Annotated in this window: 22 protein-coding genes (1 of these 22 running past the window's edge); 6 read left to right on the top strand and 16 right to left on the bottom strand. The window is 37.9% G+C overall.

The features are described from left to right. Positions 1-64 precede the first annotated feature (64 nt). From FA707_RS10135 to FA707_RS10155, 5 genes are all read right to left on the bottom strand, one after another. The gene (locus FA707_RS10135; RefSeq protein ID WP_136954087.1) at positions 65-322 is read right to left on the bottom strand and encodes a metal-sensitive transcriptional regulator; all 258 of its coding nucleotides are present in this window, start codon (positions 320-322) and stop codon (positions 65-67) included. 23 nt (positions 323-345) lie between these two features. Next, entirely contained in the window at positions 346-1,992 is a 1,647-nt protein-coding gene (locus tag FA707_RS10140) for an FAD-dependent oxidoreductase (RefSeq protein ID WP_136954088.1), read from the bottom strand. A gap of 3 nt (positions 1,993-1,995) precedes the next feature. Next, entirely contained in the window at positions 1,996-2,307 is a 312-nt protein-coding gene (locus FA707_RS10145; RefSeq protein ID WP_136954089.1) for a rhodanese-like domain-containing protein, read from the bottom strand. 63 nt (positions 2,308-2,370) lie between these two features. After that, positions 2,371-3,096 (bottom strand): pseudouridine synthase, encoded by a 726-nt coding sequence (locus FA707_RS10150; protein WP_281277694.1) that lies wholly within the window; start codon positions 3,094-3,096, stop codon positions 2,371-2,373. 106 nt (positions 3,097-3,202) lie between these two features. Next, positions 3,203-4,852 carry a putative polysaccharide biosynthesis protein gene (locus tag FA707_RS10155; RefSeq protein WP_136954091.1) on the bottom strand — a complete coding sequence of 550 codons (1,650 nt, stop codon included), beginning with the start codon at positions 4,850-4,852 and terminating at the stop codon, positions 3,203-3,205. Between the two features lie 203 nt (positions 4,853-5,055). Here FA707_RS10155 and FA707_RS10160 point away from each other — a divergent pair, with 203 nt between their 5' ends. The 3 genes from FA707_RS10160 (at position 5,056) to FA707_RS10495 (ending at position 7,092) form a co-directional block, all read left to right on the top strand. After that, complete coding sequence (locus FA707_RS10160; RefSeq protein ID WP_136954092.1) at positions 5,056-6,096, top strand: M42 family metallopeptidase; 1,041 nt, start codon at positions 5,056-5,058, stop codon at positions 6,094-6,096. Positions 6,097-6,101: 5 nt separating this feature from the next. Beyond that, positions 6,102-6,845: an alpha/beta hydrolase gene (locus FA707_RS10165; RefSeq protein WP_136954093.1), complete on the top strand. Its 744-nt coding sequence runs from the start codon at positions 6,102-6,104 to the stop codon at positions 6,843-6,845. A gap of 70 nt (positions 6,846-6,915) precedes the next feature. Further along, entirely contained in the window at positions 6,916-7,092 is a 177-nt protein-coding gene (locus tag FA707_RS10495) for a hypothetical protein (protein WP_154299909.1), read from the top strand. A 35-nt stretch (positions 7,093-7,127) separates the two neighbouring features. Here the strand turns inward: FA707_RS10495 and FA707_RS10170 are convergent, their stop codons facing one another. The 8 genes from FA707_RS10170 to trhO all read right to left on the bottom strand — a co-directional run bounded on the left by FA707_RS10170 (position 7,128) and on the right by trhO (position 16,722). Continuing rightward, positions 7,128-7,709, bottom strand: coding sequence for a GNAT family N-acetyltransferase (locus FA707_RS10170; protein WP_136954094.1), 582 nt, complete (start codon positions 7,707-7,709; stop codon positions 7,128-7,130). A 138-nt stretch (positions 7,710-7,847) separates the two neighbouring features. After that, positions 7,848-8,636: an MBL fold metallo-hydrolase gene (locus tag FA707_RS10175; protein ID WP_136954237.1), complete on the bottom strand. Its 789-nt coding sequence runs from the start codon at positions 8,634-8,636 to the stop codon at positions 7,848-7,850. A gap of 43 nt (positions 8,637-8,679) precedes the next feature. Then, positions 8,680-9,519 (bottom strand): two-component system regulatory protein YycI, encoded by an 840-nt coding sequence (locus tag FA707_RS10180; RefSeq protein WP_168177403.1) that lies wholly within the window; start codon positions 9,517-9,519, stop codon positions 8,680-8,682. Beyond that, entirely contained in the window at positions 9,519-10,835 is a 1,317-nt protein-coding gene (locus tag FA707_RS10185; protein ID WP_136954096.1) for a YycH family regulatory protein, read from the bottom strand. Before FA707_RS10185 ends, FA707_RS10180 begins: the two co-directional genes overlap by 1 nt. Then, entirely contained in the window at positions 10,826-12,646 is a 1,821-nt protein-coding gene (gene walK, locus FA707_RS10190) for a cell wall metabolism sensor histidine kinase WalK (RefSeq protein ID WP_136954097.1), read from the bottom strand. Before walK ends, FA707_RS10185 begins: the two co-directional genes overlap by 10 nt. A 10-nt stretch (positions 12,647-12,656) precedes the next feature. Continuing rightward, entirely contained in the window at positions 12,657-13,361 is a 705-nt protein-coding gene (vicR, locus tag FA707_RS10195; RefSeq protein WP_136954098.1) for a cell wall metabolism response regulator VicR, read from the bottom strand. 72 nt (positions 13,362-13,433) lie between these two features. Continuing rightward, complete coding sequence (locus FA707_RS10200; RefSeq protein ID WP_136954099.1) at positions 13,434-15,581, bottom strand: HelD family protein; 2,148 nt, start codon at positions 15,579-15,581, stop codon at positions 13,434-13,436. A gap of 172 nt (positions 15,582-15,753) precedes the next feature. After that, positions 15,754-16,722, bottom strand: a complete 969-nt coding sequence (gene trhO / locus FA707_RS10205) for an oxygen-dependent tRNA uridine(34) hydroxylase TrhO (protein ID WP_136954100.1) — start codon at positions 16,720-16,722, stop codon at positions 15,754-15,756. Between the two features lie 183 nt (positions 16,723-16,905). On the opposite strand from trhO, the gene FA707_RS10210 reads away from it, so the two are divergent. Continuing rightward, on the top strand, positions 16,906-17,331 hold the full coding sequence (locus tag FA707_RS10210) for a NusG domain II-containing protein (RefSeq protein WP_136954101.1): 426 nt from the start codon (positions 16,906-16,908) through the stop codon (positions 17,329-17,331). A 21-nt stretch (positions 17,332-17,352) separates the two neighbouring features. Here FA707_RS10210 and FA707_RS10215 read toward each other — a convergent pair whose 3' ends face one another. Both FA707_RS10215 and FA707_RS10220 read right to left on the bottom strand, forming a co-directional pair. Further along, positions 17,353-17,916 (bottom strand): GNAT family N-acetyltransferase, encoded by a 564-nt coding sequence (locus tag FA707_RS10215; protein ID WP_136954238.1) that lies wholly within the window; start codon positions 17,914-17,916, stop codon positions 17,353-17,355. Positions 17,917-18,028: 112 nt separating this feature from the next. Beyond that, complete coding sequence (locus FA707_RS10220) at positions 18,029-19,255, bottom strand: 3D domain-containing protein (RefSeq protein WP_136954102.1); 1,227 nt, start codon at positions 19,253-19,255, stop codon at positions 18,029-18,031. Between the two features lie 148 nt (positions 19,256-19,403). Between FA707_RS10220 and FA707_RS10225 the strand changes: the two genes are divergently transcribed. Together FA707_RS10225 and FA707_RS10230 are read left to right on the top strand one after the other, a co-directional pair. Beyond that, positions 19,404-19,883 carry a nucleoside 2-deoxyribosyltransferase gene (locus FA707_RS10225; RefSeq protein ID WP_136954103.1) on the top strand — a complete coding sequence of 160 codons (480 nt, stop codon included), beginning with the start codon at positions 19,404-19,406 and terminating at the stop codon, positions 19,881-19,883. A gap of 129 nt (positions 19,884-20,012) precedes the next feature. Further along, on the top strand, positions 20,013-20,717 hold the full coding sequence (locus FA707_RS10230; RefSeq protein ID WP_136954104.1) for an MgtC/SapB family protein: 705 nt from the start codon (positions 20,013-20,015) through the stop codon (positions 20,715-20,717). Positions 20,718-20,773: 56 nt separating this feature from the next. On the opposite strand, the gene FA707_RS10235 is transcribed toward FA707_RS10230, so the two are convergent. Then, positions 20,774-20,848 carry the final stretch of a cyclase family protein gene (locus FA707_RS10235; protein ID WP_136954105.1) on the bottom strand. It continues 543 nt past the right edge of the window, so only the last 75 of its 618 coding nucleotides appear in the window; the start codon falls outside the window, past its right edge — the gene reads right to left on this strand; the stop codon is at positions 20,774-20,776.

Raw genomic sequence — 20,848 nt, forward strand, 5'->3', positions numbered from 1 at the left:
ATGCGCCCAACTTTTTTAAGTTGAACGCATTTCATTGGCTAGTCTGGGGCACTGCCGTAATCTTTTATAATTTTTTAATCATCTTCATCGCTTGCTCAATTTTTTCAGCTTGTTCGGTTGGGTCTTCAAGCGGGTTTTCAAAACAATCTTTCATGTTTTCAGCAACCATAATGCCCATGACACTTTCAATACTTGAACGAACCGCTGATAATTGGATCATAATGTCGTAACATTCTTTGCCGTCTTCCATCATCTTTTGAATCCCACGCATTTGACCTTCCGCACGCTTCATTCGATTCATGATTTTTTCATCGCACTTCATGGCTGACCTTCTTTCTTATTTTCTTAGATTAATTCTTCCGGACGAACAACTGAGTAAAGGAAAAACGCGCCGTCTAAGTTGGTGGCTTTGAAACCATGTTGTTTCAACAAACGTTCAGCCAAATAGCTACGTTGACCGCTTGCACAGCTAACTAGGTACGCCTTATTCGGGTCTAATTCGTCTAAACGCTCACGTAATTGGTTCAATGGAATATTGAGACTATCAGGGAATTGACCACGGCTTAACTCGCCTTCATTTCTTACATCTAATAATACCATACCTGCAGCAATTTTTTCAGGAACTTCATGCCACTGAATCATTTCAGTTAACCCTTCCATCACATTCAACGCCACATAACCCAGCATATTAACAGGATCCTTAGCTACACCAAATGGCGGTGCGTAAGTTAACTCTAATTCTGGTAAATCTTCTACAGTTAAACCGGCTTTAATCGCTGTTGCTAACACGTCAATCCGTTTGTCAACGCCTTTAGTACCTACCCCTTGTGCTCCGTAAAGTTCACCTGTTTCTGGATTGAAAATCAGTTTTAAAGTCACAGCGGTGGCACCTGGATAATAACCCGCATGATCATTGCCACGCGTGTGAACCACTTTATATGGCTTGCCACTCAATTTGACTTGGCGTTCGGTTAAACCAGTTGAAGCGGCGCTAATATTAAAGACACGCACAATAGCGGTGCCAATGCTTCCTTTATTTTGACGCGCTTTGCCAGCTAAAACATCGGCTACCTGACGGCCTTGACGATTTGCAGGTGACGCTAGTGAAATTAAGGCCTCTTCACCAGTAATTTGATTTTTGACGATAATCGCATCACCAACGGCATAAATATTCTCGTCACTTGTCTGATACTGGTCATTGACTAAAATACCGTCGCGCATCCCTAAGGCTAAACCAGCCTTTTTAGCAATATCCGTCGCTGGTTTAACCCCAACTGACATAATAATCATATCAGTCGCAAGCTCTGTTCCATCTTCTAAGCGAACAGCTTTTCCTTCGTTTAAAATTTCAACGACTGACGTATTCACGCGAACATCCACGCCTTGTTTTACGAGTTCTTGCGAAACGTAAGCTGCCATTTCTTCATCTAGAGGTGGCAAGACATGAGGCGCTTTCTCGACTAGAGTTACCTCTAAACCTTTTAGTTTTAAGTTTTCGACCATCTCTAGGCCAATAAAACCAGCCCCGACAACCACTGCTTTTTGTGGTTGATGTTGCGTGATATAGGCCATCATCTCATCTAAATTCTCAACATTTCTTAATGTGAAGACGTTTTGAGCAACTTCATAACCAATAACAGGCGGCACAACAGGTGACGCACCAGGAGATAATAGTAATTTGTCATAACTTTCTTGGTACTCACCAGTTGGTGTTTTGATCGTTACGGTTTTAGCTTGACGGTCAATTGCTACGACTTCATTATTAACACGGACATCTAAATTAAAACGCGCTTTTAAACCTTCAGGGGTATTTAATAATAATTCTGAACGCTCTGAAATCTCACCAGAAACATAATAGGGTAGACCACAGTTCGCAAAAGAAACATAATCTCCTTTATCCAATACAATAATTTCAGCTGTTTCATCTAAACGTCTTAAACGCGTTGCCGCAGACATCCCACCCGCTACACCACCAACAATAATCACTTTCATTCTTTATTTACCGCCTTTCGTAGGTCCTTGCCAAGCCCCCATGCCACCACGTACACTATAAGCATCGACACCTTGTTTCACTAATTTTTTCACGACTGACTGACTACTCATACCGGCATAACAAACGACAAACACTTCTTGTCCTGCTTTAAAATTTTGTTGAACCGCTTGATCGGCTGTTAAATTTTTTGCACCTGGGATATGTCCTTCTTTAAACGCATCTGCTTGACGAATATCAATAATCATTGGCTTCTCATTTAATTTATTTAGTACTGTTTCTCCTGATACACTAGGGGTCTTATCGAAAAATAACATCTTTCATTCTCCTTAAATTTTATTTTATGGATTTATCATATACCCCCTAAAGGTATAATGCAATTATTTTGCTTTTCCTTGTAAAATTTCTACTTCGACTGCTGTCAATTTACGGTAGTCTCCACGCTTCAACTCCATGTCTAACGTCAAGCCTCCCATCGATTCACGGTGTAACTCTAAAACAGTTTTCCCAACCGTCTTCATCATTCGTTTGACTTGATGGAACTTCCCTTCAACAATCGTCAACGCGATCTCAGAACGATTATTAACCTCATCAATCGCTAAAATCTCTAACAGACTAGGCTTCACCCACTCCTCGCCATCAATTTTGAACCCTTCGGCAAACAACGCTTGGTCTTCGGCTGTTACGATACCGTCAACTAGCGCTAAATAGCGCTTGGGCACTTTTTTCTTTGGTGACAATAAGTCATGCGCCAAGGCACCGTCATTCGTTAGTAATAATAAGCCGGTTGTATCTTTATCTAAACGACCAACTGGAAATAGCCCTTGACGATAGTCCTCTGGTACGATTAAGTCGATAACAGTACGATCGCGAATATCTTCGGTTGCTGAGATAACCCCTTTAGGCTTATGCAACATATAATACACAAACGCTTCATAGACTAATGGCTCTCCGTCTAAAAACACCTGATCTTGCGCTGTTTCGATGCTTACTTTACCATCTTTTACGCGCTGACCATTGACTAATAGCTCGTGTTTTTTCAATATCGTTTTAACTTCCTTGCGACTGCCATAACCTAGATGGCTCAACATTTTATCTAGTCTGATTTTCATTATTTCCCTCACTTCACTTAGTCTGTCTTACCTAGTATCATACACGAATCCATACATTAAAAAAAGGAGCTAGGCAACTTGCCCCGCTCCTTTAAAACGTTTATCTAATTCTTAATTTTCTTCTTAATCCTGCCATACGACTACCTAATAACTTATCGGCAAGACGAAGTTTTAAGACTAAATAGCCATAAATACTACCGCCGATTAATCCCACAATCATCACAATCGCAAATGCTGGGCCTTTTGAAGCCGGTGATAAGAAGAAATAAAGTAGTTGTTGAACCAGAAAGGCTCCCAACAACATCATCAATGACAAAATTATAATCAATAAGGTGCGTCTTAAAGTTAATGCCACATCAAAATGCGTCATTTTGTAAATTTCATAAATCGTCAAGCCACTCGCCACTAAGAAACCAACCGCTGTTGCTAAGTTAGGACCATATGATTCTAAATAATAAATAAATGGGAATTGGCAAATTAACTTAATTAACAAACCAATAACTAAGAAACGAATCGCTTTATTATTGCCATAAATCCCTTGCAAAATTGACGATACTAAAATATAGAAACCTAACACCACGCCAACATAAGTCGCTTGTCTTAATAACGAAGCACCTAAATCATCCGAACGATAAAAAACCGTATTCAGTTCATCTGATAATAATACCATGCCAACGGTTGATGGAATCATCACGAAGAAGAACAATTGAATATTATCACTTAACTGTTTAGCTAATTCTTGGAACTTTTGTTTCGTGTACAATTCGGTAATTAACGGCAGACCTGCAATCGCTAATGAGGTCGCTATCGAAATAGTAATCATCGTTAATTTATCCGGATTCCCACTAAATAACGTAAATAATTTCTCCACTTGCTCGGTTGTATAATTGGTGTAGCTACCTAAAAAACGTTCAAACGTCATTTGGTCAATTAATTTAAAAATCGTAATAGCAGAACCTACAAAGATAAACGGAATAGCTTCCATCACGATTTCTTTAATTAATTCATTTGGTTTAATCTCAATTTCGTTATGACTTTGCGCTTCCAGTGCAGCTAGACGCGGCATGTATTTTTTGTAAAACCACAATAAAAGTAGCAAGGCAAAAAACGAACCGACAAACGCAGCTAATGTGGCATGCGTTACGGCGCTAACATAGTCACCCGAACCGACTTTCATAATCACATAAGCCGTTACTAAAATATAAGCGACACGCGCAATCTGTTCAATAATTTGTGACAAAGCCGATGGCATCATGTCTTGATTCCCTTGGAAAAAGCCACGAAAAGCACTCATCACTGGGAAAATCAACACAGCCACACTTAACGATTTCATTACAGGAATTAAGTCTTTATTACCACCTGAAAGATTCGCAAGTAACGGTGAACCAAAGAACATAAAGGCCGATGAAACTAAACCTAAAAGTCCCATAACCATCAAAGTACGTTTAAATAATTCCTTACTCACTCGGTACTCATTCAGTGAATTATACTTAGAAATTTGTTTGGCAATCGCTCCAGGTATCCCTGCTGTTGAAATCATTAAAAATAATGCGTAAATATTGTATCCTTTTGTAAATAAATTATTGGCTAATTCGGCTTGCTGTCCCATCCACAAATACCATGGAATAATATAGATTGCTCCCAATAACCGGGAAGCAAAACTGCCGACTGTCATCCAAGCCGAGCCACGAAGCATTTTCTTCTGAGACTCTTCGTTTAACTGGTCATAGTTCTGTTCTTGAACGTCCATCTACACCCAACTTTCTAAATGTCTATACTTACTAAATTGTAATCGTATTTATAAATGATTGCAATCTTTTGTTTAGGATTTAACTATCGCTTAAAACTTTTACAAAAATTAGCCAAATAAAACGAGATTTTTCTGCATTTTCTTCATCAAATAGACGGTTGTTTGTTATCATATAGATAATACTTTAGAAAGAAGATGATGATATGACTGAACGTACGATTGAATTAGTAGAAAAGTTAACGAATATTCCTTCACCGACTGGTAATACAAAGGACATTATCCAATATTTAAAAGCACACCTAACGCATTTAGGTTATGAACCAACATTGAACCGTAAAGGCAGCTTACTTGTGACAGTTCCTGGACAAAATACATCACAGGAACGTTTCATTACAGCACACGTCGATACTTTAGGTGCCATGGTTCGTGCGATTAAACCGAATGGACGCTTAAAACTAGATTTAATTGGAGGCTTCCGCTATAACTCCATTGAAGGAGAATACTGTACCATCCATACCCAAAGTGGCCAAAACTATACAGGTACTATTTTAATGCACCAAACAAGTGTCCACGTTTATGCTGACGCTGGGACAGCTGAACGTAACCAAGCCAATATGGAAGTCCGTATTGATGAACAAGTCACGAACGCAGACGAAACACGTGCATTAGGTATCGAAGTAGGCGACTTTATCAGTTTCGACCCACGAACTGAAATTACACCGAGTGGCTTTATTAAATCACGCCACTTAGATGACAAAGTGAGCGTGGCGATTTTAATTAAATTCCTGGAAAACTTAATTGACGATGACCGTGAATTACCTTACACAACCACTTTCTTCATCTCAAACAACGAAGAAATCGGCTATGGCGGTAACTCAAACATCTCAGACAAAGTGGTTGAATACTTGGCAGTCGATATGGGCGCGATGGGTGATGACCAACAAACCGATGAATACACCGTGTCAATTTGTGTCAAAGACGGTAGTGGTCCGTATCATCTAGGCTTACGTAATCACTTAGTTGAGTTATGTAAACAAGATGAGATTGGTTACAAACTAGATATTTATCCGTTTTACGGTAGTGATGCTTCGGCTGCGATGCGCGCTGGGGCAGACGTTCGTCACGGCTTACTTGGCGCTGGAATTGAAGCGAGTCATGCCTTTGAGCGTACGCATCAAGACTCTATTGATGCGACCGAAAAATTAGTTACAGCCTACTTGTTTAGCCCAATGAGTGAGGACTAAGCCTGATGAAAAAATTTTTTACAATTGTTTTAAGTTTACTCGTCTTAATTATCGCAGGTTCAGCCGTTTATTTAAAAATGGCGACCTATTCTGCTACTAGTGACGTCTCTGCTGCCATTAAAGAACATCAAACTAACGTGACAGTTAAAGAAGACAAACTGGCATGGCAAGTCACACCCGTTGATTCAAGTGCCAAAAAATTACCCGCTGTCATCTACTACCCAGGTGGTTTAGTAAAACCTGATAGTTACGTTCCCTTTGCACTTAACTTAGCAGAAGCGGGCTACCCCGTCTATATCGCCAAAATGCCGTTAAATTTAGCTGTCTTTAAAGCCAATAAAGCGGATCAGTTAATCGATGCTTATAACTTAACCGACTTTGTCATTGGAGGGCACTCACTAGGGGGCACAATGGCCAGTCGTTTTGCTAACACGACAACCAATATTGGACTTAAAGGCGTCTTTTTCTTAGCGAGTTACCCCGATGAAAAAGGGGAACTAATCAGCAAAAACTTACCGGTCTTATCCATTAAAGGTAGTCAAGATGGGGTGCTAAATGCTGAAAATTACGAAACAGCTCGTGATTACTTACCCACTACGACTCAGTATAAAGTGATCGAAGGTGGGAACCACGGTCAGTTTGGTAGCTATGGCGAACAAGAAGGTGACAAACAAGCAAGTATTACATCTGAAGAGCAACTAACAACAAGTAGCGACTTAATGCTGACATGGTTAGACGCTCTCAAGTGAACTTTTTGACCTTTTGTAGGATAATGAGAACTGTTTGAAACACCACTATTATCAACAGGAGGACGTATGAATGACAATGGAACGTTTTATTACGCTATTCTTTTGCTATATGTTTTCTGTTTTAATGACACTTTGGGCAACCAAAGCATTTAAATGGCAATCATTCATCGCAAAATTAATCGGTATGAGCATTGTGGGGTTTATCGCTATCAGTATCCCACTCGTTATCTTGACCTTAATGAAATAGACAAAAACAGCGTAGCCGCTTGAGCTACGCTGTTTTTATTTTGTTTGTTGCGCCAAATAATCCTCACGCGTTAGACAATAAATTTTCATATCCACATTTTTTTCTTTATGAATTAAATAATTAGGAAAAATGCCAATAGGCTTCATACCTATTTTTTCCATCACACGACCTGATTTTGGGTTGTCCACATCATGCAATGCACTGACAACATTTAACTTTAATTGGTCAAAGGCTAACCACAAAATTTGACGGGCGGCTTCGGGTGCTAGTCCTTGCCCCCAGTAATCTTTAGCCAAAGTATAACCAATCTCTGCTTTACGATTTTTCTCATCGAGGCGCTGTAAATCAATCGTTCCAATCATTTTTTGCTTCTCTTTTAAAACAATCGCATATTTGCCTAAGCTATCGGCAATAAAAAAATTCGCAATCGTATTGGCGGTTTCTTCAAGTGACTGATGCGTTGGAAAGACAAACTGCGACACCTCTTCATCACTTGCATACTCATACATCGCGTCAACATCGATCAAATCTATTGGGCGAAGCAACAAGTGTTCTGTTTCCATAAAACGATTTTCAGCTAAAATTAAATTGACGCTTTTAATCGGTGGTACTGACATAAAAATCCCCCCTAATCAAAAATGGTTTAGCGCTATTATGCCACAAATAACAAAAAAGCACTAGCGTAAACTAGTACTTTTAGATAGTTGGAACTAATCAATGATAAATACGACCTGACCACACGCGCAAGCACCTCTTTATATTGCGAAGAGGTCGGTTGCGTAATCGGGGTCAGTGTCATATAGTTTGACGGTATTAACGGTATCAATATCATGAACTTGTAACGTATGATTCATTGTCATATGTGCCAATTCTTTGATGTTATTTTCACGACTCAGATGGCCTAAAAATAATTTCTTCGTCTTGTCACCAATTAATTCAGTCATGACTAACGCGCCATCCTCATTTGACAAATGGCCCTTATCACCCAAAATACGTTGTTTCAAGTGCCATGGATAACCACCCATGCGCAACATCTCCACGTCATGATTACTTTCAATCACATACGCATCAGCGTTTTTGATTGTCCCTTTGATACGGTCACTACAATAACCCGTGTCTGTCAGCACCGCAAACGCCTTATTGTTGCGGTGAAATTGATAAAATTGTGGTGCTGCCGCATCATGCGAGACCCCAAAACTCTCAACATCAATGTCGCCTAGTGTCATGGTTTTACCCATTTCAAAAATATGACGATGATCTAATGCAATATTGCCAATATTTTTGGCCATTGCTTGCCACGTCAATTCGTTTGCATAAATATCAATGCCATATTTACGTGATAAAATCCCCACACCTTTAATATGGTCCGTATGCTCATGTGTCACAAAAATCGCATCTAGCTCATCAGGTGTACGATCAATTTCAGCTAATAAACTCGTGATTTTCTTGCCACTTAAACCAGCATCGACAATCATTTTCTTTTCAGGTGTTTCTACATACACGCAGTTTCCAGTACTACCACTCGCCAAAACACTTACGTGCATCCCTATTTCTTCACTCAATTTGTAAAACCTGCTTCCTAAATTCTTAATTTGTCGTCACGTCTGAGACATTTGTTGTAATAATCGTATTAGAAAAGGCATTAACTTTTTCTATTTGTACTTTATCATCGCTCGTTTTTACCCAAATAAACCACACAGGCAAGTAAATATTTTTTTCATCAACAGAAAAAATGTGGGTGTAAGCTAAAATGCGGTCTTGGATTTTACTACGCTCTGGTAATTTACTATTCACATACAACGTCGCAATTGCTTCTTGTTCACTAATAACGTTTTGTTTCTCACGTAATTCTTCAATATTCGCGATATGTGTCTGAGTCAAACTCGTTAATTGATACTTTCTCGGTATCTCTTGAACTTTTTGATAGTTGACCGTCACCGAACCACCTTCATCATAGAAGGGAATGCCCTGATAATCTTGCGTATAATATAATGATAGGTTACTACCATTTAGTTTTTTACGATAGTCATATTCTTCACCAAACGCAACACCATTATCAGATGCTAAAAAATTAGACGTTTGTTTGACTAGATCCGCTTCATTAAAGATTAAATCTGGTAAGACGGATAAATCACGTGTAACACTCTTACCATTTAAATCATTTTGTGTATACAATGCCATCCCGTCAAGCGTTAGAGACGCTAAATCTGATGACACACCACTCAAATAGTAAGCTTCTAATGATTTTGTTGAAAAGCTACCGTCATACTTAATATTCTCTTCCGCTAGACGCTCTTCAATCTGGGCTAAATCGCCTAAATCACTCAGCTTTTGGCTTCGTTGTCCTTGAAGATAGGTCGTCCCTAAAAAGATATTCAACACAAAGAAGGTAATCAGAAAAATAATGGATACTCGTTTAAAATCCACTATACTTCGCCTCCTTCTGTTACCGATTGAATAACGGTAGAGACAGTTTCCCATCCACCTTGATACTTAATATACCACTCTGGGGATAAATTAACGATTTGTTTATCTTGACCTGGCTCATTCAACCACGTATAACCAATCTGCATGCCACTTACTAAATCAAAATTAACACCTGCCAAACGCAATTGTTCCACGACTTCGTTGGTATTCGCTACCTGAACTTCCTCATCTAAAGGAATCGGCACTAAGATTGTATTTTGATTCATCTTCATAGTGGTCTCTTGATTGCTTTCAGTTACGGTGACACGTCCGCGCTCAAAATCACTAAAGATTGGATAACCCTCAACATATTGTCGGTAAACGACTTGCGAATTGTTCGTTTCAAAATAATGAATATTCCCAATCATCTTACCTAGTTTGTTTAAATAATCAAAGGTGCGTCCATAAATATTCGTCGCAAGTTCCTCATCCGAATTCTTTTCCTCTTCGATACCAGCAGGATTTTCAAATTTAATAACTCCCGTCTGATTTTCAATCGCTAGTGATTGACCTTTGGCCGTTGAAAAATACAAATTTTTACTCGCATCATCTGATGGAATAATATCTTGACCTGGCTCGAACAGTAATTTTGAAAAGACGGAATACGCCTGTGTTTCGAGAATATAACTATATTTTTTTAATTTAATTTCAGAAGTAATATTATAAAATATACGGTCACCAAAGTTGGTTTTACTTTCAACTTCAAAGTACTCTGTATTTTTATCTAAAATCAATTCGCGAAAACTGGCTAAACTTCCTTGATAGTGACTTGTCCAAATTGTATAATCTTCATCATTTAAAAACGATAATGTTTCATCTTGATAATTTAAAATCATACGGTTAAACATTAAATGATCATCTGCAGCGATTTTAAAATCAAATGCCGACAGAAAATACGGTAAGTTTAGCAGGTCGCCAAACATCAACTCAATCGTGCCTTTTTTGGCTACAAACTCACGATAGGCTTCATTATCAGCAATGGCTTCTTGTTTTATTAAATCGTAATCTAGCGTACTTAATTCTTCTGTCACTTTTTGCATAATACTTTCACGGTTCGTGTAAAGTAACTTATCATCTGGTAAATGACGGACTAAACGTACAGGAACAAAGACTTCTTTTTCAGCAAATGCTTTGATAGTAGTCGTCACATTATCAGCATAATTGCCAACTGAGGTTCGACTTGATTGCGCCCAAATTAAACTCGATAAAAAGATACTAATGCCTATCATTAAAATAAGCAAGGTTCGGACCAGTTTATACGACCAATTTAATCCCATAAGTCATCCTCCTCCATTGGCACATATGGTAATGAGATAATAAAGGTAGAGCCTTTACCCTCTTCACTTTCTGCCCAAATTGTTCCACCATGACTTTGAATAACTTCTTTAGAAATGGCTAAGCCCAAGCCAGAACCGCCCATTGCACGCGAACGCGCTTTGTCTACACGGAAGAAACGATCGAAAACGCGACGTAAATCACGTCGTGGGATTCCCATTCCTTGGTCAGTGATACTAATAATCACATTGTTGTGGGTTTCTAGTAGACTACATGTAATTTGGCCACCATCTGGTGAATATTTGATAGCATTATTCATAATATTATCCAATACTTGAATCATTTTATCTGAGTCAGCATCAATCCAAATCGTCCGACCAGTAAATTCACGTTTAATCGTGTAATTCAAGTTTTGGCTCATAATCATCATCTCAAAACGCTCAATGACAAATTTAAACATCTCGTTTAAGTTAACTAATTCTTTTTGTAATACCAATTTTTTATTATCCATTCTTGATAACTCAAGCAAGTCCGTAATCATACGAATCATGCGGTCAGTTTCTTCAAGACTAACATTAATAAACTTAGGTGCTAGTTCTTCACTTTGCCATGCACCATCAGATAATGCTTCTAAATAGCTACGCATACTTGTTAAAGGGGTACGTAATTCATGCGAAACATTCGATACGAATTCACGACGTTCACGTTCACTCTTTTCTTGTTCCGTCACATCATGTAGCACGCATACTAACCCACTAATAAAACCTGATTCTCGACGAATCATCGCAAAATCGGCTTTTAAAATGGTTGGTTCTTCATTCTCTTCAGAAATATCAATCAAACGTTCATTCTCTTCTTCCACTAATTGACGGAAGGTATAACTTGGATCTATCCCTAATAAATCTACAATATTTTTTGACAGGGCTTCTTCAGGTGTAGTATCTAATAACAACTGCGCCATCTCATTAATAATAATTACTTTACCACGGCGATCTGTTGCTACTACCCCATCGGTCATGTGTGATAGCACACCATCTAAACGATGACGCTCAGATTCCAACGTTTCGTGAGCTTCTTTAACGTGATCAGACAATTCATTGAACGTCTCTCCTAATAGCCCCAGCTCATCGCGTCCGTAGACATCGACTTGCACCGAATAGTCTCCGTTGGCAATTCGTTTCGCTTGTTGTTGCATCTCGCCAATAGGCTTAGTAATACCTCGCGCTACTAAAATCGCAATCGTCACCGAAATCGCCATCGCAATCATCGAAGCGGTGAAGAAAATCAAGGTAATATTACTGATTTCTTTGTATTTGGCTTCTAAATCACTTTTGACATAGACTGCCCCCATTACTGATGTACCAGAAGGCGAGTAAATTTGCTGATTTTTACGATACACACGTTTCCCTGTGGTAGCGTCTTTTTGTTCAATCCCACGTTCATCTACGTTAGTCAAACTACCATAGTCATTCTTTTTTCCGACGTCATTTTGATCCGTAATTTCGCTTGTTGCGCGAACAATCCCTTTTTCGTCGATTACCCGAACTTCCAAAATGTCATTTTGAACAAAATCGTTGACCAAGCGCTTTAAATTTGAGTCATCTTCCGTTTCAGAAGACAATTCATTGCTTAAATTAGCCGCTAACTGTTCGACTTGTACATCAACACCTGTCTTGAAGTTAGTAATCGTGGTTTGTTCTAATTCACGAATAAAAATAGCTCCGATGATCTCCACTGATACAAGTAACAGTAGTACAAACACCAAAGCTATTTTAAAATGAACCGACTGGAAAAAATTAATCTTTTTTTCCATTGTTAGGCTCCTAGTCTTGTTCTGGATTTCTTAAATAATATCCCACGCCACGACGGGTAATTAACCACGTTGGGTGACTCGGATTATCTTCAACTTTCTCACGTAAACGACGAACGGTTACGTCAACTGTTCGGACATCACCAAAATAGTCATAGCCCCAAACGGTTTGCAATAAATGTTCACGCGTCATTACTTGACCTAAATGTTTCGCCAAATAATGTAGCAATTCAAACTCACGGTGTGTTAATTCAATTTTTTCGCCACGTTTTGACACAATATAGGCATCTGGATGAATCGTTAAATCACCAATTTCAAGTTCATTAGACTCTTCCTCTTCTTCTTTGGCACTATTTGTTCCTTGACGACGCAAGTTAGCTTTGACACGAGCAACTAACTCACGATTAGAAAACGGCTTGGTAACATAGTCATCCGCCCCTAATTCTAACCCTAAAACCTTATCAATTTCTGAATCCTTTGCTGTTACCATAATGATTGGCATGTCATGATTCTTACGAACTTCTCGACATACTTCTAGACCATCTTTTTTCGGTAGCATTAAATCAAGCAAGATTAAGTCTGGCTCAACTTCTTCCACGCGTTCTAGCGCTTCTTCGCCATCGTAAGCAGTGTAAACCTCATAACCTTCTTTTGTTAAATTAAACTTCACAATATCCGAAATCGGTTTTTCATCATCGACTACTAGAATTTTTCTCATTAATATAACCCCCTTCTTTAACAAGGCTCTCCCGTCCATTATACCCTATTTTGTAAAAACATAAAAATAATTCTATGCCAGGAAATTTGACGCCTCTTTGATGTATGGTAAATACAACTCATGCATCGCACGCGAACTTGCCGTATATAAAATATTTAAATCTCGTTGTGTTTGATAATGTTTAGCTGATACATCATGAACAATGACACGGTCGAACTCTAGCCCTTTAGCTAAATGAACTGGCATAATCAACGTTTTGGTTGAGAAACTCATGCTTTCACCATCAGCCACTAAGCGAATCTCATTTTTATCCTCTAACGCACGATATAATTTAATCGCTTCGTCACTATCTTTCGTTAAAATGACTTGACGATAATTTGCTTGACGTTCAGCTACCATCTCATTTAAATAGCGTAAGTATTCCGTCTCATTTTCAAAACCGGTTTGCACCGGGTCCTTCCCTGGGCGATCAATGACTTCAATGCCACTAGCCTCACCACCCGCTAAGTGTTTCATAAAGTGACTGATTGGACCACTTGAACGGTATGATTTTTTCAGCTCACGTAACGTCACCGCATGACCGGTTGCTTCAAAAATTTCTTGAATACGGTCAAACTGCGTTCCTTGGCGGAAAATGGATTGTAAACCATCTCCAACTAACGTGAAATGCGCTTGTTTGAACATTTGTGACAAGAAGTAAAGTTGCGCTTCACTGTAATCTTGAACTTCATCAATAATCATATATTTCACACGGCGTTCATCACGTTTACGTAACAACAAATGACTCAAATACGCATATTCGGTTGCTTGGTCTAGTGATAACGGGGCTTCTAAAAATTCACCCGTTGCACGTTCATAATGCGCTTCAACATCTAACCACTCAAAACGATTAATACGGCCACGAACTTTTTGGAAACGTTTGGTTAAAACTTTAAACGCAATCTTTTCAATGTTGTCATCTTCATTACCTTGCATGCCTTTCGGGAATAATGTTTTGTATTCCTCGTTCGACATATTTTGGACTTCATCACGCCAATATGGTTTACGACTTTCTTCGGCAATATATTTTTGGACATAATCACTTAACTGTTCACGTAAATACTCAAGTTTACGATACATTTCCGTTTCTTGTGGTAAGCCCACTAGCATCTCTTTCATCCAGCGACGAGATAAAACGACTTCGTTTTCACGCATTAAGTCTTTGAATACTAAATCTTCAACCGATAAATTGGCAACGTGGGCTTCGATTTTCTTCATATTTTCTAGACTATTGGTGCGCTTATGACTTTGTAATTGTTCTTCCATGTTTTCAATATTTAACGTACGGCCTTGATTTTTGATTAAATCACGATACGTCATTTGGCGTGGATTTTTCTCACCTAAACTTGGTAATACTTCTTCGATATATTTACTAAACATTGGATTCGGTGATAATAGTAACACTTGTTCCGGTAATAAATCATCTCGGAAACGATATAATAAGAAGGCAATTCGCTGTAAAATCGTCGATGTTTTACCACTTCCAGCAATTCCTTCTACTAATAATACTTCACTCTTCGTATCACGAATAATTTCATTTTGTTCTTTTTGGATCGTGCTCGTAATATCTTGTAATTTCGCACTTGATTCTTCGTTTAAGACTTGCAGTAACATTGGATCTTCAATCGCAGTCGTCGTATCAAAAAAATCAACTAATTTATTACGCTCAACTTTGATTTGGCGACGATTTTTAAGGTCAACTGCTACTTCTCCCATTGGTGCTTCATAACTTGTCACACCAATATTATTTTCATAGTATAAGTTAGCAATCGGTGAACGCCAGTCATAGACATATTGCTCATGGTTTTCGTCCGTAAAACCAGCCACCCCGATATAAAATTGCTCTAACTCCGGTTCTTCTGGATATTGCACATCTAATTTAGCAAAATAGGGAACTTCCAATAATTGTGCGATATTATTTTTTTGGCGTTCTAACCAGCCACGTTTATAGTTAAGTTGAGCTAACTCTTGATTCTTTTGCTCAACTTCAATTAATGATTCAAAATTATCAGCCACTGAATCGGTATTAAAACGTAAATCTTCTGATAATCGTTTAATAAAATCTTTAGAGTTCTCATTTGTTTCATCTGACTCTGCTAACACTTCTTTTTGAGTTTCCAACAATTTTCCATAAACAAAATCTAAATAATCTTGCTCTAGTTGCCATTCATTATTTTTCAAATTAAAACTCCTCCTAGTTCATTCGTGACAAATAATTTTACGTGTAAATTGAGGAAATGTCAAACGTTTGTTCTGTTATATAAAAACTAACGCATTAGAAGCTAGCTCAATCCACCAATAGCATATAATGACATAAAAAATCACCCTACATAATTGTAAGGTGATAGCTTCATTAATTTGCTACTATTTCAGGACGTAAGCTTTCGCCGATTGCTTCTAAGCGTGCTGCCCATTCTTCAGTTGTTAAGTTGTTTTCTTTAACATAGCGGTTACGTGGGTGATTACGACACTCTTCACAGCAACCACGAACGTATTTAGCTTCGTTTGCTTCTGATGTGATGATTTGACGGTTACATTCTGGGTTAGCACAGTTCACATAACGTTCACATGGCTCACCATCAAACCAGTCTTTAGCAATAATCGTTGGGTTCACGCGGTTAATTGGTACAGTAATACGCTCGTCAAACACGTACATTGCGCCGTCCCATAGGTCACCTTGCACTTCAGGGTCACGACCATATGTTACGATACCGTCTTTTAATTGACCAACGTCTTTGAATCCTTCACGCACTAACCAGCCTGAGAATTTCTCACAGCGGATACCACCTGTACAATAAGTAACCACACGTTTGTCCATAAATTGCTCTTTGTTGTCGCGAATCCATTGTGGTAAATCTCTGAAATTACGGATGTCTGGACGAACAGCGCCACGGAAATGACCTAAATCATATTCGTAGTCGTTACGCGCATCGATAACAACTGTATTTTCATCTAAGATAGCTTCACGGAATTCTTGAGGAGATAAGTAAGCCCCAGTTAATTCGTGTGGGTTAACATCATCTTCAAGTTTTAATGAAACGATTTCTTGACGAGGGCGGACATGCATTTTTTTGAAGGCATGTTTTTCAGCTGGATCGACTTTAAATAAAGTATCTTTAAAGCGTGGGTCAGCATGCATTAACTCCATATACTTTTCAGTATCAGCTACTAAACCTGATAATGTTCCGTTAATTCCTTCACCTGCGACCAAAATACGACCTTTTAAATTCAATGATTTACATAATTCTAAATGTTGCTTTGCAAATTCTTCTGGGTTCTCAATTGTTACATATTGGTAGTACAATAATACTTGATAATTCATACAACGCTTCCTTCCTTTTTAACCATATCATTTGCATGATAGGATAAAAAAAAAGGAATGTAAATCATTATGCTTGACAGTTTTTTCACAAACTTACACAAATTATCTGAATATTTCATTATTTTTTTGTATACTTTTGAGGTATAATAAAAACAGATGTTAGCGAACAAAGGAGGAAGTACTATGTCGCTATGGAATGAATTAAAAAAACAATATCGATACATGGATGGCGTCATTATTGCACTGTTAATCATCCTGTCGTTCGTCCCAATGATTGCTTTTGCTTATACAACAGATAAACAAACTTTCGCCGAAGATAAGACCGAGGCCATTATTACAATTAATGGAAAAGAAGTTGATCGCTTCACTCTTTCAAAAGAGACCCCTCATCAAGAAAAAACGTATCATCCAACTGATAAACAATATAATATTATTGAAGTGGATGGCACACGTATTCGTGTTCGTGAAGATAATAGTCCCGATCAAATCGCTGTTAAAACAGGATGGATTGAAAAACCAGGACAAGTCAGCATTTGTTTACCTCATAAATTGATGATTGAAATTAAAGGTGTCGTAAGTGAAGAAGACGAAATGATTATTTCTTACTAAATCAAAAACACTCGTTAACGTTTAGTCGTTAACGAGTGTTTTTTGCATATGATGATATAAATGACCACTAATTGTCATTTCTCCAACTGTTTTAAAACCCATTTTTTCATATAGTTTTTCTGCTTGCGGATTTTGTAAATCAACATTTAACCCAATAACTGGATAGTCACAAAACTCTGTCAGTGCTGCCAATAAGTTCGTGCCGACCCCTTTGCCGCGTTGATCCTCTCTTACAGCGATTGAATCTAGATACCATTCATTATCACCAACTTCTGAGTCAACAAACAACTGATCGTCTTTATCGATTCCAAACGCCTCAAAAAAAGCTGTTAAAGGCGCATCGATACACGGCTCTTCTGTATCTCGATAACCAAAAGCTACCCCGAGAACTTCATTGTTTTCTTCCGCTACGATTGCTCGACGATAACTATAACGATAATCATCAGTTTCATAACCTTTTTTCAATAATTCCAGCGTAGTCGCTTCACCGTATTTACTTAAAAAAGTTAATTCCATATCTTTTAAAATCACCATAATCAATGGCATTACTTGATCGCGATCTGCTAATTTTGCTCGTCTAATAATCATTTCATTTAAACTCCTTTTTTCAACTTCTCTTTTAAGGATAACGATTATCAACTACACTGTCAACTAATCCAAAAAAGAAGCTATAGCCGATGCTATAGCTTCAATATTTTTACATTACAGTAAAGTAAATTGCGCGACGGCCAAAATTCCTAGCGTCAGTTTCGTTAGAAAAGAAAATATCAATAATATTCCCATGGACGGCTCCACCTGTATCTTCCGCACGATATACACCATTATATTGAGGCATACTTGGTACGGTGATTTGAACTAGTGAACCTAACGGAATCACACTAGGATCAACGGCAATCGTTCTCCCTGGTGTTGGAACTGTTCCGGTAGCAGTTAAGTTACCTGTTGCTAAGTAAGCAGTCGCTTGACCAGCTTGACCTTGAGAAACGCTAGGTTTTTCTGGTTGAGATACTTCAGGTTCTTTAGAACTCTCTGATTGTTCATTTGAATCAGTCGTCGATGTTGTATTATCTTCTTTACTTGATTCGCTAGATGAACTATTTTGACTTGACTCTTCTTTTGATTCTGAAGAAGGTGTTGTTTCTTTAGAAACTTCTTCTGTTGGTTGTGTTACTTCTTTGTCTTTTGATGCCTGAGCTTCTTGTTCTGCTTTTTCTTTAGCTTCTGCTTCTAACTTTGCTTTAGCTGCAGCTTTTGCAGCGGCTTCTTCTTCAGCTTGTTTTACAGCCTCAGCTGCTGCACGTTTAGTAGCCAAATTCGTTAATAATTCTTTATTTTCGTCATATGTCACTTGTAAACTTGCAACTTTTTCATCAAGTGCTTGTTTTTCATTCACTACAGCGGCTTCTTGTTGTTTCAAATCTGATTGGGTTGTAGCTAATGTCTCTTCTAATTTTTCTAACTTCTCTTGTTCTGAAATAAGAGCTGTTACTTTAGAGTTTTCTGCACCTTGAATAACAGATATAGCATACAATCTAGACAAGAAATCCGAAACATTCGCCGCTGATAGAATCGCACCAAATGAATCCAACTGATCACCATTTAACTGCATTGTTTGGAAACGTTTAGCTGCTGTTTCCTTACGCTTTTCAATGGTTTCTTTTGTTTTAGCGATGTTCTTTTCCGTTTCTTTAATTGTTTCTTCTGATTTTGAAATTTGATTATTTAAATCAGCCAAAACAGCATATTTTTTATTTACTTCAGCTAACGTCTGATTAATTTCACTATCAATTTGTTCTGCTTTACTTTCTACTGCCGCTTCTTGTTGTTTCAAATCAGTAATATTATCGGCATTCACATTAACAGCAAAAACGCTTGTCATTAAAGTGATTAGCGTGAGAACTAAGCTAATTTTTTTAATCTTCAAAAAATACAACACCTTTCATCTGTGTTATTCGTACTCTCTATTATACTAGTAATTAGGCCTTTTAATGTAACAAATACTTTACAATATGTTACGAAATAGTGTAGCTTAATAGTAAATGATATTAAAATTTAATAGGAGTGAAACAATTATGACGCAATCGATTTATTACGCAGCCCCACTTTTTTCGAATATGGAAAAACAATACAATGACTATTTAGTCAAAAAGTTACGAGATAATTATCCAGATATCGAGTTTTATGTCCCACAAGAACAAGGCGATATTAATGATAAAACGCAGTACGCAGACTCAAAACAGATTGCAAAATATGACACTGATGCCTTATTACGAAGTGATTTAATGGTTGCCGTACTAGATGGGGCTACAATCGATGTTGGCGTAGCTTCTGAAATCGGTGTTGCTTATCAAGCAGGAATTCCTGTCGTCGGGCTATTTTCTGATAGTCGTCAACAAGGGGCTGACCATCCTGATAAGTTAGCGGCTTTACAAGATGTAGCCGAATCACAATTTCCATATGCCAACCTTTATACTATTGGCTTGATCAAATTAAATGGTCACGTCGTTGCTACCGAACAAGAATTTATCGAAGCGATAAAAACTTACCTATAATATAACCACCCTTTATTATATTATCTCTCAAAAAACTTGATACTTTCGCGATTTATAAACCTTTTTATTAGTTTTTGTATTTTTCCAAGTGTTATAATATTTTTAATTAAAAACATTTGGGGGAATAATATGATTGAGAATATGGACTACCTAGAAATTATCAAACGCCTAATTTTAGCCATTATCGTTTCGGGGATTGTGGGATTTGATCGTGAATACAAAAACAGACCGGCCGGTGTACGGACACATATTTTAGTTGCTGTGGGGGCCTGTGTCATTGCCCTTATTCAAGAACAAATTGCAGCCGAAACAGTTGCCTATATTAAAGAAAATCCAAGCTTAAGTGGGTCAATCAGTCTTAACCAAGGACGTTTAACCGCTCAAGTAATTAGTGGAATTGGGTTCTTAGGCGCTGGAACAATTATGGTAAACAAAACATCTGTTAAAGGACTAACTACTGCAGCTTCCATTTGGGCTGTAGCTTGCTTAGGAATTGCTGCTGGTGAAGGATTCTATACTATTACATTAATCGGATTTATCGCTGTTATTTTGGTTTTAACCGTATTGGAACACATCATCAGAGTACCGGCATTAAAAATACTAGAAATTGATTACACCGGTGATGAGACTATTAAACATGAACTCGTTGCGTTCCTAAAAAAAGAAAATATTGAAATTAGAAATGTTAACTATCACATTTGCCAAGAAGATAATCAAAGGGTCTATAAATTACTATTAGAACTTGAATGTGCACCTGACATCAAAGCCATTGATATTATCGACTACCTTGCTGATCATCCACAAGTGATTAAAGTTATACTAGAAGATTCATAAAAAAAGCGAGCCTAGGCTCGCTTTTTTGTATCATTCAATCTATTTATTTTTCCACTCTATAATAATCTAGCAAATGCTCTAACAGGGCTCGCTTCTGCATCTAGTTTTAATGGTACGGCGTAAAGCTCAAT

It is taken from the genome of Vagococcus zengguangii (genome assembly GCF_005145005.1).
Classification (GTDB): domain Bacteria; phylum Bacillota; class Bacilli; order Lactobacillales; family Vagococcaceae; genus Vagococcus_A; species Vagococcus_A zengguangii.

Excerpts from the sequence above, each read along its gene's own strand:
- FA707_RS10135 (WP_136954087.1), bottom strand. The coding sequence starts at position 322 with ATGAAGTGCGATGAAAAAATCATGAATCGAATGAAGCGTGCGGAAGGT.
- FA707_RS10140 (WP_136954088.1), bottom strand. The coding sequence starts at position 1,992 with ATGAAAGTGATTATTGTTGGTGGTGTAGCGGGTGGGATGTCTGCGGCA.
- FA707_RS10145 (WP_136954089.1), bottom strand. The coding sequence starts at position 2,307 with ATGTTATTTTTCGATAAGACCCCTAGTGTATCAGGAGAAACAGTACTA.
- FA707_RS10155 (WP_136954091.1), bottom strand. The coding sequence starts at position 4,852 with ATGGACGTTCAAGAACAGAACTATGACCAGTTAAACGAAGAGTCTCAG.
- FA707_RS10160 (WP_136954092.1), top strand. The coding sequence starts at position 5,056 with ATGACTGAACGTACGATTGAATTAGTAGAAAAGTTAACGAATATTCCT.
- FA707_RS10165 (WP_136954093.1), top strand. The coding sequence starts at position 6,102 with ATGAAAAAATTTTTTACAATTGTTTTAAGTTTACTCGTCTTAATTATC.
- FA707_RS10495 (WP_154299909.1), top strand. The coding sequence starts at position 6,916 with ATGACAATGGAACGTTTTATTACGCTATTCTTTTGCTATATGTTTTCT.
- FA707_RS10170 (WP_136954094.1), bottom strand. The coding sequence starts at position 7,709 with ATGTCAGTACCACCGATTAAAAGCGTCAATTTAATTTTAGCTGAAAAT.
- FA707_RS10175 (WP_136954237.1), bottom strand. The coding sequence starts at position 8,636 with ATGCACGTAAGTGTTTTGGCGAGTGGTAGTACTGGAAACTGCGTGTAT.
- FA707_RS10185 (WP_136954096.1), bottom strand. The coding sequence starts at position 10,835 with ATGGGATTAAATTGGTCGTATAAACTGGTCCGAACCTTGCTTATTTTA.
- walK (WP_136954097.1), bottom strand. The coding sequence starts at position 12,646 with ATGGAAAAAAAGATTAATTTTTTCCAGTCGGTTCATTTTAAAATAGCT.
- vicR (WP_136954098.1), bottom strand. The coding sequence starts at position 13,361 with ATGAGAAAAATTCTAGTAGTCGATGATGAAAAACCGATTTCGGATATT.
- trhO (WP_136954100.1), bottom strand. The coding sequence starts at position 16,722 with ATGAATTATCAAGTATTATTGTACTACCAATATGTAACAATTGAGAAC.
- FA707_RS10210 (WP_136954101.1), top strand. The coding sequence starts at position 16,906 with ATGTCGCTATGGAATGAATTAAAAAAACAATATCGATACATGGATGGC.
- FA707_RS10225 (WP_136954103.1), top strand. The coding sequence starts at position 19,404 with ATGACGCAATCGATTTATTACGCAGCCCCACTTTTTTCGAATATGGAA.
- FA707_RS10230 (WP_136954104.1), top strand. The coding sequence starts at position 20,013 with ATGATTGAGAATATGGACTACCTAGAAATTATCAAACGCCTAATTTTA.